The sequence below is a fragment of the bacterium genome, from assembly GCA_035549195.1.
Taxonomy (GTDB): domain Bacteria; phylum Oederibacteriota; class Muellerivitia; order Muellerivitales; family Muellerivitaceae; genus DASZRK01.
On sequence record DASZRK010000017.1, the window covers coordinates 225,750 to 239,098 of the forward strand.

The 13,349-nt window shown below is 59.7% G+C and carries 18 protein-coding genes and 1 tRNA gene; 7 read left to right on the forward strand and 12 right to left on the reverse strand.

From position 1 onward, the window contains the following. Positions 1 to 5: 5 nt before the first annotated feature. On the reverse strand, positions 6 to 653 hold the full coding sequence (gene pdxH, locus VHE12_04305; GenBank protein ID HVZ80007.1) for a pyridoxamine 5'-phosphate oxidase: 648 nt from the start codon (positions 651 to 653) through the stop codon (positions 6 to 8). Positions 654 to 789: 136 nt separating this feature from the next. Between pdxH and VHE12_04310 the strand changes: the two genes are divergently transcribed. Both VHE12_04310 and VHE12_04315 read left to right on the forward strand, forming a co-directional pair. Then, a tRNA-Ser gene (locus VHE12_04310) sits at positions 790 to 879 on the forward strand. 229 nt (positions 880 to 1,108) lie between these two features. Next, positions 1,109 to 1,483, forward strand: coding sequence for a hypothetical protein (locus VHE12_04315; protein HVZ80008.1), 375 nt, complete (start codon positions 1,109 to 1,111; stop codon positions 1,481 to 1,483). On the opposite strand, the gene VHE12_04320 is transcribed toward VHE12_04315, so the two are convergent. From VHE12_04320 to VHE12_04335, 4 genes are all read right to left on the reverse strand, one after another. Next, complete coding sequence (locus VHE12_04320) at positions 1,480 to 2,463, reverse strand: aldo/keto reductase (GenBank protein HVZ80009.1); 984 nt, start codon at positions 2,461 to 2,463, stop codon at positions 1,480 to 1,482. The genes VHE12_04315 and VHE12_04320 overlap by 4 nt on opposite strands. 18 nt (positions 2,464 to 2,481) lie before the next feature. After that, positions 2,482 to 3,153: an NAD(P)-binding domain-containing protein gene (locus VHE12_04325; GenBank protein ID HVZ80010.1), complete on the reverse strand. Its 672-nt coding sequence runs from the start codon at positions 3,151 to 3,153 to the stop codon at positions 2,482 to 2,484. 90 nt (positions 3,154 to 3,243) lie between these two features. After that, a complete protein-coding gene (locus VHE12_04330) occupies positions 3,244 to 3,714 on the reverse strand; it encodes a hypothetical protein (GenBank protein HVZ80011.1) in 471 nt (156 codons plus the stop codon). A 59-nt stretch (positions 3,715 to 3,773) separates the two neighbouring features. Next, complete coding sequence (locus VHE12_04335) at positions 3,774 to 4,649, reverse strand: LysR family transcriptional regulator (protein HVZ80012.1); 876 nt, start codon at positions 4,647 to 4,649, stop codon at positions 3,774 to 3,776. Positions 4,650 to 4,849: 200 nt separating this feature from the next. Between VHE12_04335 and leuC the strand changes: the two genes are divergently transcribed. Next, positions 4,850 to 6,256 (forward strand): 3-isopropylmalate dehydratase large subunit, encoded by a 1,407-nt coding sequence (leuC, locus tag VHE12_04340; GenBank protein HVZ80013.1) that lies wholly within the window; start codon positions 4,850 to 4,852, stop codon positions 6,254 to 6,256. Between the two features lie 122 nt (positions 6,257 to 6,378). Further along, the gene (leuD, locus tag VHE12_04345) at positions 6,379 to 6,981 is read left to right on the forward strand and encodes a 3-isopropylmalate dehydratase small subunit (GenBank protein HVZ80014.1); all 603 of its coding nucleotides are present in this window, start codon (positions 6,379 to 6,381) and stop codon (positions 6,979 to 6,981) included. A 94-nt stretch (positions 6,982 to 7,075) separates the two neighbouring features. On the opposite strand, the gene VHE12_04350 is transcribed toward leuD, so the two are convergent. Both VHE12_04350 and VHE12_04355 read right to left on the reverse strand, forming a co-directional pair. Further along, on the reverse strand, positions 7,076 to 7,426 hold the full coding sequence (locus tag VHE12_04350) for a hypothetical protein (GenBank protein HVZ80015.1): 351 nt from the start codon (positions 7,424 to 7,426) through the stop codon (positions 7,076 to 7,078). Between the two features lie 76 nt (positions 7,427 to 7,502). After that, complete coding sequence (locus VHE12_04355; GenBank protein ID HVZ80016.1) at positions 7,503 to 7,850, reverse strand: hypothetical protein; 348 nt, start codon at positions 7,848 to 7,850, stop codon at positions 7,503 to 7,505. A 148-nt stretch (positions 7,851 to 7,998) separates the two neighbouring features. Here VHE12_04355 and VHE12_04360 point away from each other — a divergent pair, with 148 nt between their 5' ends. Genes VHE12_04360 through VHE12_04370 form a run of 3 tightly spaced genes read left to right on the forward strand, consistent with a single transcriptional unit; the run spans position 7,999 to position 9,439 of the window. After that, entirely contained in the window at positions 7,999 to 8,553 is a 555-nt protein-coding gene (locus VHE12_04360; GenBank protein ID HVZ80017.1) for a DNA polymerase ligase N-terminal domain-containing protein, read from the forward strand. A gap of 9 nt (positions 8,554 to 8,562) precedes the next feature. Then, positions 8,563 to 8,772, forward strand: coding sequence for a hypothetical protein (locus VHE12_04365; protein HVZ80018.1), 210 nt, complete (start codon positions 8,563 to 8,565; stop codon positions 8,770 to 8,772). Between the two features lie 34 nt (positions 8,773 to 8,806). Beyond that, entirely contained in the window at positions 8,807 to 9,439 is a 633-nt protein-coding gene (locus VHE12_04370; protein ID HVZ80019.1) for a DUF2238 domain-containing protein, read from the forward strand. Here VHE12_04370 and VHE12_04375 read toward each other — a convergent pair. Genes VHE12_04375 through VHE12_04395 form a run of 5 tightly spaced genes read right to left on the reverse strand, consistent with a single transcriptional unit; the run spans position 9,436 to position 13,344 of the window. Further along, positions 9,436 to 10,443 carry a YncE family protein gene (locus VHE12_04375; protein ID HVZ80020.1) on the reverse strand — a complete coding sequence of 336 codons (1,008 nt, stop codon included), beginning with the start codon at positions 10,441 to 10,443 and terminating at the stop codon, positions 9,436 to 9,438. The genes VHE12_04370 and VHE12_04375 overlap by 4 nt on opposite strands. A 10-nt stretch (positions 10,444 to 10,453) precedes the next feature. After that, complete coding sequence (locus tag VHE12_04380) at positions 10,454 to 10,936, reverse strand: EVE domain-containing protein (protein ID HVZ80021.1); 483 nt, start codon at positions 10,934 to 10,936, stop codon at positions 10,454 to 10,456. Positions 10,937 to 10,947: 11 nt separating this feature from the next. After that, the gene (glpE, locus tag VHE12_04385) at positions 10,948 to 11,262 is read right to left on the reverse strand and encodes a thiosulfate sulfurtransferase GlpE (protein HVZ80022.1); all 315 of its coding nucleotides are present in this window, start codon (positions 11,260 to 11,262) and stop codon (positions 10,948 to 10,950) included. A 2-nt stretch (positions 11,263 to 11,264) separates the two neighbouring features. Next, positions 11,265 to 12,050: a glycosyltransferase family 2 protein gene (locus VHE12_04390; protein HVZ80023.1), complete on the reverse strand. Its 786-nt coding sequence runs from the start codon at positions 12,048 to 12,050 to the stop codon at positions 11,265 to 11,267. Beyond that, the gene (locus tag VHE12_04395; protein ID HVZ80024.1) at positions 12,040 to 13,344 is read right to left on the reverse strand and encodes a polysaccharide deacetylase family protein; all 1,305 of its coding nucleotides are present in this window, start codon (positions 13,342 to 13,344) and stop codon (positions 12,040 to 12,042) included. Before VHE12_04395 ends, VHE12_04390 begins: the two co-directional genes overlap by 11 nt. Positions 13,345 to 13,349: the final 5 nt, after the last annotated feature.

A 13,349-nucleotide genomic window follows, 5' to 3' on the forward strand; every position in this document is an offset into this window, starting at 1 on the left:
CGTCTTCAAGGTGCCAAACGCTCCCGGGCCCACCCATTTCCGGACCTCTTGCGGTAGACCAACCGGTCGTGCAATCGGCTGGGCTGGCCCTTCCAGAACTCGATGGTCTTGGGATTGAGGCGGTATCCCCCCCAATGCGGAGGCCGGGGCACCAGCTTACCCCGGAACTTCGCCTCGAATTCCCTCATTCGGCGGTCCAGGACCTTCCGGTCCCCGATCACCCGGCTTTGCTCCGACACCCAGGCCCCCAATTGGCTGTCCCGGGGCCGGGTCTGGAAATATTCGTCCGATTCCCAAGTGGCCACCGGGCGGGCCGTCCCGTCCAAGCGGATCTGGCGGCTCAGTTCGGGCCAGAAGAAAAGGAGGCTGGCTTGGGGGTGTCGCTCCAGGTCCCTGCCCTTGTGGCTGAGGTAATTGGTGAAGAACACGAAGCCCTTACGGTCATAGCCCTTCAGGAGCACGACCCGCGCCGAGGGTTGGCCGGCGGGCGAGACGGTGGCGAGGATCATGGCGTTCACGTCCAGGGCCTTCACCTTGAGGGCCTCCCTGAACCATTTCTCGAAAAGGCGGAGGGGGTCGGCGGGCGCTTGGCTTTCCAAGAGGGGCTTGTTGCGGTATTCCCGGCGGAGATGGGCGAGGGAGGTCGGTGCCATAGGGCTTCTAATCTCTCATAAATAGGTATGGTTTAAAATAGGCTGGTCGGGCCCATAGGTTGTTCCTAAAATACCACTCCTTTCGGGGATTCCCGACCGGAACGGCCGATCCACAATCTAACCAGCAACTTGACCCGGAGAGATGGCAGAGTGGTCGAATGCGTCTGACTCGAAATCAGATTTACGGGCAACCGTAACGGGGGTTCGAATCCCTCTCTCTCCGCCATTAAAGCCCGGTTCCCCGATAGGGGGACTGGGCTTTCATGTTGAAGTGGGTGGATTTGAACCCCTGGGTTCGGCACCGCCTTTGGCGGTGGGACGAAAAACTCCACTCGGAATAAAATTGGGATAAATGCCCTTTTCGTCCTGACCTCTCTCTCCGCCATGAAAGCCCGGTTCCCCGATAGGGGGCCGGGCTTTAAGATGGAGGACATTCGAAGGCCCGAGGAGGTTTCATGAACTTCGCGAAATGGATGTTCCGTCTGGCAGGAAGCTACGGGATCGTGATCTTGTTCCCTTTTTATTTCGTGGAGAGCAACCCCCAGGCCATTCCACCCCCGGCCATCACCCATCCCGAATACTATTACGGCTTCGTGGGGGTCTCCCTGGCCTTTCAGGTGGTTTTCCTCATCATCTCCACCGACCCCATCAAGTACAGGCTCTTGATGATCCCCGCCATCCTGGAGAAATTCCCTTTCGCCATCGCGGTGGCCCTGCTTCTGGCGGCGGGCCGTGTCGGGATCTATATCCTGCCGGGAGCCACGATCGACGCCATCCTCGGCACCCTTTTCGTGATCGCGTTCTGGAAAACCCGCACGCCGAAAGCCTAGCGGTTGACGGTGCTCATGTCGGCATAACGGTTCCCCGCCGTGATGCCTCGGGGAAAGTCCTGGTCGAACCGTTCCAGCTCCGACTTGTCCAGGTGGACCTTCAAGGCCCCCAGATTCTCCTCCAGGCGTTCCTTTTTGGTCGTTCCGGGAATGGGGACCACATCCTCGCCCTGGGCCAGGACCCAGGCCAACGCCAATTGGGCGGGGGTGCAGCCCTTCTCGGAAGCGATGGTCCGGACCTTTTTGGCCAGGTCCAGGTTCTTTTGGAAATTCTCCGGCTGGAACCGGGGTTGTTTCCGCCGCCAATCGTCCGGGGCCAGGTCCTCCAGGGTCTTGAAGGCGCCGGTCAGGAAACCCCGCCCGAGCGGGCTGTAAGGGACGAACCCGATCCCCAATTCGCGGACGGTCTTGAGCAATTCCCCCTCCGGGTCCCGGCTCCAAAGGGAATACTCGGTCTGCAGGGCCGAAATGGGATGGGCCTGATGGGCCCGCCGGATGGTCGAAGGCCCCGCCTCGGAAAGCCCGAGGAACCGGATCTTCCCTTCCTTCACCAGTTTGGCCATCTCGCCCACCGTTTCCTCGATGGGCGTCGAGGCGTCCACCCGGTGCTGGTAGTAGAGGTCGATATGATCGGTCTGGAGGCGCTTCAGGGAGGCCTCACAGCAGGAACGGACATATTCGGGTTTTCCATTGATGCCAAGGAATTTCCCATCGGGGGTCCGCTGGTTGCCGAACTTGGTGGCGAGGACGACCTTGTCCCGCTTGCCCTTCAGAAACCGGCCCAGCAGTTCCTCATTGGTGAAAGGTCCGTAGATATCCGCGGTGTCCCAGAAATCCAGGCCCAGCTCCAGGGCCCGCTGGAGGGTTTCCAACGACCGGCCCTCTTCCCGGCCCGCGTAAAAATCCGACATCCCCATGCATCCCAACCCCATGCGGGACACCCTAAGGCCCTGGTTCCCCAACTTCACCTTTGGAAGCATATCCCCCCCTTTTGAAGCCTAGCGTTGCACCTTGATGTTGATCATCCCGTTCTTGAGGGATCCATAAAGCCTCACCCAAAGCCCCATGTACATTTCCTGCCCTTTGGCGGCGTGGATGTCGCCCAGGTCCAGGATGTCGGTCCAGCCGAAAGCCTTCAAAAGATCGGTCACCTGACCCTTGGCGCCCGCGTCATTTCCCGAAAGGACGATGGTATGGTCCCCGCCGTGCAACATCTTGGGGTTCACCATCAGGGGCGCGGCGAGGGTGTTGAAGCATTTGACGACCTTGAGGTTCGGGAAGGCGGCCTGGATATCCCCCGCCACCGACCGGCCCTCGTGGGCCAGGGCCATGGGGAACCCCTTGCTGAAATCCAGCTCGTTGGCAGTATCGATGAGGGTCTTCCCGCCCACTTGGTCGGCCTTGGCCATCTTGAGGGCCTCGACGGAGGCCTGGCCATGGGTGGCGTTGATGAGGATCTCGCCCTGGGCGGCCGCTTCTTGGAAGGTGACGACCTTGGCCTTGCCTTGGATGGAAGCCAGCCACTCGTTCAGGGTCCCGGCCATGTTCTTCTTTTCGTCGAGCTTCTTGGGGTCCCGGGTGCCGAGGAAGACCTCGTGCCCCAGTTCCGCCAATTTGGTCCCCAAGGTTTGGGCGACCACGCCCGACCCGATGATCCCGATCTTCTTCATGACGATCCTCCTTGGATGGTGATGAGCGGCCCTAGGCTAAGGAGCCGCTCAGCCCCAAATCAAGAAGGTTTTCGTTTTTTAAGGGAACCGTTACAGCCCGAAGTGCAGGAGGACCATGCAGAAGAAGATGGCCAGGATCATGACCAGGGAGAACCGGACGATCCCGATCGCCTTGGGGGCCGCGTCCTGGCGGTACTTCTTGCCGTCCCACACCGCCTTCAAGAGCATGTTCCCGGTCCGGGGGCCGTGGATCATCATAAAGAGGGTCAGGACGGCCGCCACGAGGAACGTGATGCCATAGGCCGTGGAAAGATCGGCCATGGTCTTGATCTGGCCGAAGACGGTCCCCCGCAAGAGGCCTGTCAGGAAGGTCAACCCGCCCGAGGCGCCCATCAACACGCTCACCGGCTTGAAGGAGGCGTCGAAGAAAGCGCGGGATTCGGCCGAGGGACGCTTCAAGAGCACCGGCCAGAGCACGAAATTCATGAAGACCGTGCTTCCGATCAACACCCCCGCGAAAAGAAGATGGAGGAACTGCAAGGCCATGACGCCGTAGGGCATGGAAGGCTCCTTTGAGGATGGATCGATGCGGCGGTCGGATTTTAACCCACTTTCACGGCCTATCCCAGTTCTTGGGAAAGGATGACCTTCCGGAGCGCTTCCGCCGCCGGGGAAAGCGGGGCCTTTTTGCGCCAGGCGAGCGAGAGGGTCCGGGCCGCCTTGGGTTGCAGGATCTTGAGGTAAGCCACGCCCGGGAACCGGGCCACCATTTGGGGGACTAGGCTGATCCCCAATCCCGCGGCGACCAGGGCCTGCACTGTTTCGATGCCGCCGCTCTCGAAGACCACCCGGGGTTCCAGTCCCACCTTGCGGTAAAGGTCGAGCGTGATCTGCCGGAACCCGTGGCCGGATTTCATTAGAATGAAGGATTCCTCCGCGGCTTGCTTCAAGCTCACTGGTCCCTTCCCCGCCAGGCGGTGCCGGGACGGGACCGCCAGGAGCAGTTCCTCGGTAAGGACCGTGGTGGAATCCAGGCCGGGCCGCAGGCCCTCTTCGTCCAGGATGGCCAATTCGATCTCGCCCTGCTCCAGGTCCCGCGCCAGGTCGGGCGAGGATTCCTCCTTCAACTGGACCTGGATCTTAGGGTGGTTTTTGCGGAAAGCCGTCAGGATAGGCGGCAGGAGATGGGCTCCGGTCGTGGGCATACAGCCCAGGGTCACCTTGCCCAGGGTCAAACCCGACAGGGCCTGGGCATCCGCCCGGGCCGATTCCATCTGCTCCAAGATGGCCTTCGCGCGCGGGAGGAACGTCTCGCCCCGTGCCGTTAACCTTCCTCCTTTTCGGGTGCGCTCGAAAAGGGGGCCCCCTAGTTCCTCCTCCAATTTGGCGACCTGGACGGAAAGAGAGGGCTGGGACACATGGCAGGCCTTGGCGGCCTCGGTGAAGCGCCCGGTTTGGGCCACGGCCAGGAAATAACGAAGTTGGTGGGTTTCCATAATACCTTTCGAACCACAGAGGGCACGGAGATCACAGAGGAGACAAATCCTGACCCGACTCATAAATAGTTTTTAACTATACTAAATATAGAATCTATATCTTATACAAATATTAGAATCGGGGCTATGTTTGGATTGTTCTCTGAGCTCTCTGTGGTTGCCGAAGGCAACCTGTGGTTAATAAGGTTTTGGAGGTTTTTATGGCGAAAGGAACGCTCTACAACAAGGTCTGGGATTCCCACGTGGTGGACAAGCTCCCCACCGGCCAATACCAGCTTTTCATCGGCCTGCACCTGATCCACGAGGTCACCAGCCCCCAGGCCTTCGACATGATCAAGGAAAAGGGCCTGAAGGTGGCCTACCCGGGCCGAACCTTCGCCACCGTGGACCACATCGTCCCCACCCAAAGCCAGGCCCGGCCCTTCGCCGACGGCGAGGCCGAGCAGATGATGGGCGCCATCGAGAAGAACGTCCGTGACTTCGGGGTCCCCTTCTTCGACTTCAAGTCCGGTTTCCAGGGCATCGTGCACATCGTCGGCCCGGAGAACGGCCTCACCCAACCCGGCATGACCATCGCCTGCGGCGATTCCCACACTTCCACCCACGGGGCCTTCGGGACCCTCGCTTTCGGTATCGGCACCACCCAGGTGCGGGATGTGCTGGCCACCCAATGCCTGGCCATGGACGCCCTGAAGGTCCGGCGGATCAATGTGACGGGCAAGCTCAAGCCCGGCGTCACCGCCAAGGACGTGACCCTCTATATCATCCAGAAGCTGGGGGTGAAGGGCGGCATCGGCTACGCCTACGAATACGGCGGGAATGTGTTCGACAACTTCACCATGGAAGAGCGTATGACCGTCTGCAACATGGCCATCGAGGGGGGCGCCCGGGTAGGCTATGTGAACCCGGACCAGACCACCTTCGACTACCTCAAAGGCCGCAAATATTCGCCGGCCGCCGATAAATGGGACAAGGCGGTCGCCTACTGGAAGTCCTTCGCCTCCGATAAGGACGCCCAATATGACGACGTGGTCGAGTTCAAGGGCGAGGACATCGAACCCATCGTGACCTGGGGCATCACGCCCGACCAGTCGGTGGGCGTGAACGACCAACTGCCCGCGGTCGGTAAATTCTCCGCGGACGAGGTGAAGACCGTGGAGCTGGCCTACCAACATATGGACCTGAAACCCGGCCAGCCCATCAAGGGAACCCCCATCGATGTGGCCTTCATTGGCTCCTGCACCAACGGACGTTTGAGCGACCTGCGCGAGGCCGCCAAGGTCGCCAAAGGCCGCAAGGTCTCCTCGAAGGTCCGGGCTTTCGTGGTCCCCGGTTCCCAACAGGTGAAGGCCGCCGCCGAGAAGGAAGGGTTGGACAAGATCTTCCGGGAGGCGGGTTTCGAATGGCGCGAGGCGGGCTGTTCCATGTGCCTAGCCATGAACCCCGACAAGCTCAAGGGCCGGGAGATCTCGGCCTCATCGTCGAACCGCAATTTCATCGGGCGCCAGGGTTCGAAGGACGGCCGGACCATGCTGATGAGCCCCGCCATGGTGGCCGCCGCGGCCATCGAAGGAAAAGTAGCCGATGTCCGTGAACTGATCAAATAATGGGCCGCAAATCGGCGCGAATGAGCGCTGATGAAGATAAAAAATGAGGAACGACTAAAAGATTCCGTCTGAATTTTAAAATCCGCGTAGATGAGCGCTAATTCGCGGCTAGGAGGTTTTTCGTGAGCAAGATCAACCAGATCGAAGGCAAGGCCGTACCCGTCGAGGGCAACGATATCGACACCGACCGCATCATCCCGGCCCGCTACTTGAAGGAGATCACCTTCACCAACATGGGCAAATACCCCTTTTACGACGAGCGTTTCGACGCTGAGGGGAAACCGAAGGGCCATCCTTTCGACCTGCCCCAGTTCCAGGGGGCCCACCTTCTCTTCGTGAACCAGAACTTCGGCTGCGGGTCCTCCCGGGAACATGCCCCTCAGTCCCTGATGCGCTGGGGCATCCGGGCCATCATCGGGGAATCCTTCGCCGAGATCTTCGCGGGCAACTGCACCATGTTGGGGATACCGACCGTCACCGTGGCCCGCCAGGAGATGGAAAAGCTCCAGGCCCTGGTCAAATCCAAGCCGGACACGAAGTTCACGCTGGACCTGGACAAGAAGGTCCTTTTGAGCGACGGGAAGGAACACCTGAAGTTCGAAATCCACGAGTCCAAGCGCAATGCTTTGGTCAACGGCACCTGGGACTCGACGGGACTTCTTCTGGCCAATGCGGGCAAGACCGCCGAGGTCGCCAAGAAACTCCCTTATGTGAGCGGGTTCTGACCTTTAAAGCCCGCCTACGACCGGCCTAAGAACAAAAAACCCCGCAGGGATCCTCTCCTGCGGGGTCCTCGTTCCCGATCGGGATCTGGGGGCACTATTGGGGGTCTTTGTCCTTGAACGTCCGGTCAAAAGACCCTTTCCAACGCGTGGCCTTTATTTTCCCTTTTTCGTAGCGCTTCGCCTTTTCGTTGATCTTCCGGGTCGCTTCTTTGGAAGGCTTCATGAATTTCCACCCCCGATGTTCGTACAGGACCTCCGTCAAACGGTTGATCAGCCGGGTCATTTCCGGATCGGTGGTCGCGACAAGCTCGCGATTGAGCTTTTCCTTGACGGCCTCATCGATAAAACGGTTCACCGCCTTGTAATGGAGTTTCTTGAGGATGAGATGGAAAAGCCGGTCCCGTTCGATGGACGGCTTATAGGAAATGGGGATTTGGGGGCCCATGGATCCCTCCGGAAGCACCGATGAAGTAATACTAAAGTATTACCAGTGCCTTGTCAACGAAGGCCAGCGGCCCCTGTCATCGATGGAAGGAAAAATGGGTGATATAGACCGTTCTTGATCTTCGGTAAACCTTGCCCGCCAACTCCATTTGCTGGTGTTTGGTGACGAATTCCCCTTCGTTCGAATCGGCTTGGTCGAAGACCGCCGTTGCCCAAATAAGCTCGGGAAAATTCAAAAGATCGTTGAGCCGGGCGTCCAATATCCTCTTATAGACCGGGTTTTTTCCGATGAAATCCCGGAGGGCCGCTTCCACCTCCGGATCGAAATCGATGAATCGAATTCTCCATTTGCCCATGATCCCCTCCTGCCGGACGTTCGGGGTGGTCCCTTGGTCCCGGCTTTCCGCTCCATCCCTTGTGGCCACCCATGAACGACCTTCCCTACCGATTGTGCCGTCCCGTGTTTTTCTTGGGAGGCCGCTTGCGCTTCTTGACAGGGATCTTAAAAAGAATACAAGTGTATACCACCTCCATTCCTTCGTCCACCTATTTCCGGATCCCGGGAGGATCGGTATGTCCAGGATGTCCGCTTTCGATCTCCACCACTTCGCCGTGAAGGAACACCACGCCCGTTCCCTTCATTGGGACCTTCGTCTCCAATTTTCCGGGAAAAGTCTGTTGTCCTTCGCTCTCCACCTTCCCCCCAATCTGGATCCCGACCGGCCCCTGATAGCCATAAAGGTGGCGGACCACAACCTGGAGCATCTGTTCAAGGAATGGGTGATCCCGCCGGGACGTCCGGGCGCCGGGCCTACGGTCCTTTGGGATCGCGGGTTTTACCGGGCCTTGGGAGAGAAAAGCGTCCAATTCCAGGTTTCCTGCGGCCACGTGGCGGTCGAGATGTTCGGATCGAGATTGAAAGGAAAGTTCCGCTTGCGGTGGGTCGGTCCCGAATGGAAAAGATGGGCCCTCGAAAAGGAATGGGACGGTTTTGCCGATCCCCCCAGGTGTTTCCCGAACGTCCTGACACCGGAAAAGATCCTCGAATTGACGGCGAAAAAAAGCCGTTCCGGGGACACCACAAACTTGGACCTGTTCCCCGCTTTTCAAAACCGTGGATCTTTCTAAACTATCGGCATGAGCGATACGGTCTGCCTTCAATGCGGGAAAGAGGTGGAATACGACTGGGCGCCCTGCCCCCATTGCGGCTGGAAGGCCCCGGAGCCTTGGGAAGAGCCGGAAGAGGAGCAACCGTCCCGAACCGTCCTGCAAAAACCGAACCGTTGGATGAAATGGACCGTTTGGATCCTTTTGATCTTGGGCCTGGTGCTTTTTTTCCTGCGCTGAAACTTCCCATCAAGGAAATGGTATAAAGGACCTTATGGACCGGCACCCAAGGATACCGACCTCCCACCTTCTTCTTTTGACCGGAGTGCTGATCGTCGCCCTCTGGTCGGTCGTCCATCCCCATGACCTCTTCACCTGGTCCCTGGAGACCTTCCCCGCCTTCATCGGTCTGGCCGTCCTGGCCGCCACCTACCGTCGTTTCCCACTGACGATCCTGGCCTACTCGGTCATCGCCGTCCACTGCGTGATCCTTTTCGTGGGCGGCCATTACACCTACGCCGAGGTTCCCCTCTTCGATTGGATCCGGGACACCTTCCACTTGGCCCGCAATGATTACGACCGGGTCGGGCATTTTTGGCAAGGGTTCGGCCCGGCCATCGTGGCCCGGGAGGTCATCATCCGGACTTCCCCCTTAAAAAAGGGAAAATGGCTTTTCTTTTTAGTGATGTGCTTCTGTCTGGCCTTGAGCGCGGCCTATGAGCTTTTGGAATGGCGGGTAGCGGTGGGCACCGGTTCCGCGGCGGATGCTTTCCTCGGGACCCAGGGTGACCCTTGGGACACCCAGGAGGACATGGCGACCGCCTGGTTCGGGGCCCTGATGGCCCTTTGGCTCCTGCCCAAGGTCCACGACCGCCAGATATCCGCGTTACCGAGAAAAAGGTCTTAAGGGTACTGGATCGAGGCGGGCCGCAGGATCCGAAGCACGGGCCCCTTGCCCATTTTGGGTACCGGGAAATAGACCGAATGGGTCCCTGGGTCCACCTGGACCGAGTGGGCCCCTTGGCCGATCGGAATGTCCCCGAGCTTGGATAGTTTCCGGTCCTTTTCCCGGAAGAGGGAAACCATCCCGCTCTCGGACGCGACATAGAGCAGGTGAAGGTCCGGGTCCATGTCCAAGATATCGGGATCGTGGGCCAGGTCATAGGCCGGCCCTTCCTCGAAATGATCCAGGTCCAGGGTCACCAGCTTGTCATCCTTGTCGCACGCCGCCCAAAGCAGATGGGAGCGCCCGTCCAGATAGAGCCCGTGGGGATGGTCCCCGCCGTGGAGGGGGACCACTTTCACCACCTGTCGGGTCTTCGGATCGATGGCGGCCAGCTCGTTCTTGGCCTCGACCGCTGTCCAGACCCAATGGTTGATGGGATCGAATCGGGTATTGCCGACCTCGCCGCCCAAGGGGATGGAGGCGACCCGGACGTTCTTCACGACGTTGATGATCGTCTCTTCCCCCCCGATCTCATCGGAGACATAGATCTCATGGGTGTCGGGCACATAGGCCATTCCGTCGGGAAAGTTCCCCGCCGGAACACGGGCGATCTCCCTCAAGTGTTCCGTATCCAGGACCACGACCTGATGGGACCGGGTGACGCTGGCATAGACCCGGTGAAGCTCCGGTACATAAAGGAGGCCGGTGACCCCCGGGTAGCCCGCCAAAGTGGCTTCCACCCGGTTCGTGCGGGTGTTGAAGACCACGATCTGTCCGGCGCCCATGTGGGCGATGAAGAGGCTCCCCGTATCCGGGTCGAAGGCCTGGTAGTCGAATCGGGAGGTCCCACCGGTCAGGGGGATGTCCTGTTGGGGTTGGAGGAAGGATGAAGGGTCGGCCCAAAGGGAAAGGGCCGACCAGAACGATATCAGCCACGCCCCCCAAGCCAGGGGATGGGTCTTCAAGGGATTCTCCTCATTCCTGGGAATCGATGAGCTTTTGGATGATCTTCCATTCCGCCTCGGTCACGGGTTGGACCGAGAGGCGGGAATATTTGAACAAGGCCATGTTCTTCAGGCCCGGGACCTTCTTGAGGAAGTCCAACGGCAGGATCCTCTTGCAGGCCTTCACGAATTTCACGTCCACCATGTACCAGGTGGGCTTCTTCGGGTCGCTCTTGGGGTCGAAATGGACGTCCTTGGGATCGAAGGCCGTGTGGTCCGGATAGCCGGTGCGGACGATCTCCCCCACCCCCATGATGCCGCTGGGTTTGGCGCCGGAATAATAGAAGAGCATCCCGTCGCCCTTCTTCATCTTGTCCCGCATGAAGTTGCGGGCGGTGTAGTTGCGCACCCCGTCCCAGAAGGTGACCTTTTCCTTCTTCCATTGCTCGACGGGGTAAACATCGGGCTCCGCCTTCATGAGCCAATGCCGGTATTCCTTGTCCCAAACGCCCATGGTGCCGTTCCTTAGCTTTCGAACTTCTCGGTCTGTTTCCAGCGCTCGAAGCCGCCGATGACGCTGTAGACCTCCTCGAACCCCTGGTCCAGCAGGTAGGCCGCCGCGCCCTGGCTGGTATGGCCGTGGTAACAATAGACCACCACCGGCTTTTTTTTGTCCGTCTGGTCCACGAACTTCTGGACATTGGCGTCGTTGAGCAGCAGCGCTCCGGGCACGTGGGCCGCCTCATAGGAAGCCGGGTCCCGCACGTCCACGAAGACCGCCAGCCCGGATTCCAGCTTCTTGCGGGCCTCATCCACCGATATTTCCTTGAAATCATCCATGTTCAGCGGGCCCTCCTCAGGCCCAGCTTAGCGTATTTCACGTATTCATGGTAAGAGGAGAGCCAACAGACCTGCAGACCCCGCCAACCGTCCAAGAAACCCAACTTGAAAAGGTACATGCGCAGGAAGACCCAGCTGGGTTGGAACAAGAGGTAAGCCAGCCAGAAATTCCTCTTCTTGGCCGGGGCGCTTCGGACAAAAAGGTCCGAATAGCGCTCCATCTTCTCGAGATATTGGGCGATGGAATCGTAGGTGTAATGGTCCATCGGCGATCCCAAGGACCGGGTTTCCCCCTTCACCTCCAGCCCCTCGTGGACCGGGCGGTTGGAAAACCGGCCCTTGCCCCGACGGATCAACCTCAGTTGGGCGTCCGGCCACCAGCCGCAATGGCGGATCCATTTCCCCATAAAGAAGGCCCGGCGTTTGATGAAGAACCCGTCCAAACCCTTCGGAGCACCGGCCATGACCCGCTCGATCTCCCGGACCAGGTCCGGTGTCAGTGCCTCGTCCGCGTCCAGCGACAGGATCCAGTCCCCATGGACCTTTCCAAAAGCCCAATTCTTTTGGTCGGCATAACCTTTCCATTTGCGGGTGAGGACCTTGGCGCCCAATCGGCGCGCGGTCGCCACCGTCCGGTCCCGGCTTTCCGCGTCCACCACCAGGATCTCCGGCTTCGCCTTGAACCGCAGGCTCTTCAGGCAACGCCCGATGTTCTTCTCTTCGTTCAAGGTGATGATGACAACGGATAAGGAAGCCCCCTTGGGCCGGTCGAAGGGTTTAGGCGACATCGAATTTCCCCATGAGCTTGCGGTAACGGTGATAGAACCCCGTGGTCTTCTTCCAAAGGTCGAGGACGGAGGAATGGGGGAACATATGGACCCGCCGGATCTCGAAAAGGTCCTCTCCGAAGTGGGTAAAACGCCCGCCCACCGAGACGCCGAAGGTATAACCGGATTCCCGGGTCATGGTCTTGACCCTCTCATCATAGACGCCGTAGGGGTAGGCCAAGGACAGGATGGGTTTCCCCACCAGGGCCTCCAGGACCTCGCGTGACCGGACGATCTGTTTTCGTGCCTGGGCCGGGGGAAGGTCCGTGAGCCGCACGTGGTCCATGGCATGGGATCCGAATTCCACGAGGCCGCTCCGTGCCATGGCCCGGACCTCGGCATCGCCCATCAAGGGCGCCTCGATCTCGCCCTTGGGGACATCCCAGTAATTGGTCCGGTGTTTCCGGTTCCCCAGAAGATAGACGACGGCTTTCATCCTGTATTTCCGCAAGAGGGGCAGGAGGTTCTCGTAATTGTCCCGGTAACCGTCATCGAAGGTCAGGATGACCGGCTTCTCCGGCACCCGGCGGGCGCAAAGGTCCTCGAAGGTCATGGTCTGGAAACCCCGCACCATGAGGAACTGCAGGTGTTTTTCAAGGTTCGCCCGGGTGACATAGATGTTGTATTTCGACCCTGTCGGGGCCTGGTCCGTGACCCGGTGGTACATGAGCACCGGCAATTCATGGAAACGCCGTAGGTTCTCCTCCAGGATCACCCGTCGGTAGAGGTCCTCGGTCCGGGGAAAGATCCGGTCCATGGCATAGTCGGAGGTCAGGAGTCCCCTTCCCGTCTTGGCCACCTGGACCCGAAGGGTGCGGTTGGAAAGCAAGGACAGCAGATCCCGGGTGGCTTGGGCCCAATCGAGGTGCTCTTTCTCGGCGCAATCCCCGAAGTTGCTTCGTTTGGCGGTTTCGACATTCTTGGGCGCAAGGGGGCCCACATAGAGTTTCTCACCCACGGCGATGACCGGTTTGGAAAGGGCCATGGCCTCCAAGGCCACCCGGCCCGCTCCGACCACCACGTCGGCCCGGTGGTAATAGGGGGCGAGTTCCTTCTGGAATCCTTCGAATCGGACGAAAGGATATTGTTGGGAAAGGGCCCGGTGCTCTTCCCCGACCGGCCCACCCACCACGATGAAACCCACTTGGGGGAACTTCCGGGCAACCGTCGGCGCGACCGCGCGAAGATAGTCCAGGATGACCCGGTTCTTGGGCCCCGAAAGGCGGCCGACGATCAGGACGGTGGGTTTCGGCATGGGCT

Coding starts and splice junctions, on each gene's coding strand:
- pdxH (HVZ80007.1), bottom strand. CDS start 653: ATGGCACCGACCTCCCTCGCCCATCTCCGCCGGGAATACCGCAACAAG.
- VHE12_04315 (HVZ80008.1), top strand. CDS start 1,109: ATGAACTTCGCGAAATGGATGTTCCGTCTGGCAGGAAGCTACGGGATC.
- VHE12_04320 (HVZ80009.1), bottom strand. CDS start 2,463: ATGCTTCCAAAGGTGAAGTTGGGGAACCAGGGCCTTAGGGTGTCCCGC.
- VHE12_04325 (HVZ80010.1), bottom strand. CDS start 3,153: ATGAAGAAGATCGGGATCATCGGGTCGGGCGTGGTCGCCCAAACCTTG.
- VHE12_04330 (HVZ80011.1), bottom strand. CDS start 3,714: ATGCCCTACGGCGTCATGGCCTTGCAGTTCCTCCATCTTCTTTTCGCG.
- VHE12_04335 (HVZ80012.1), bottom strand. CDS start 4,649: ATGGAAACCCACCAACTTCGTTATTTCCTGGCCGTGGCCCAAACCGGG.
- leuC (HVZ80013.1), top strand. CDS start 4,850: ATGGCGAAAGGAACGCTCTACAACAAGGTCTGGGATTCCCACGTGGTG.
- VHE12_04350 (HVZ80015.1), bottom strand. CDS start 7,426: ATGGGCCCCCAAATCCCCATTTCCTATAAGCCGTCCATCGAACGGGAC.
- VHE12_04360 (HVZ80017.1), top strand. CDS start 7,999: ATGTCCAGGATGTCCGCTTTCGATCTCCACCACTTCGCCGTGAAGGAA.
- VHE12_04365 (HVZ80018.1), top strand. CDS start 8,563: ATGAGCGATACGGTCTGCCTTCAATGCGGGAAAGAGGTGGAATACGAC.
- VHE12_04370 (HVZ80019.1), top strand. CDS start 8,807: ATGGACCGGCACCCAAGGATACCGACCTCCCACCTTCTTCTTTTGACC.
- VHE12_04380 (HVZ80021.1), bottom strand. CDS start 10,936: ATGGGCGTTTGGGACAAGGAATACCGGCATTGGCTCATGAAGGCGGAG.
- glpE (HVZ80022.1), bottom strand. CDS start 11,262: ATGGATGATTTCAAGGAAATATCGGTGGATGAGGCCCGCAAGAAGCTG.
- VHE12_04390 (HVZ80023.1), bottom strand. CDS start 12,050: ATGTCGCCTAAACCCTTCGACCGGCCCAAGGGGGCTTCCTTATCCGTT.
- VHE12_04395 (HVZ80024.1), bottom strand. CDS start 13,344: ATGCCGAAACCCACCGTCCTGATCGTCGGCCGCCTTTCGGGGCCCAAG.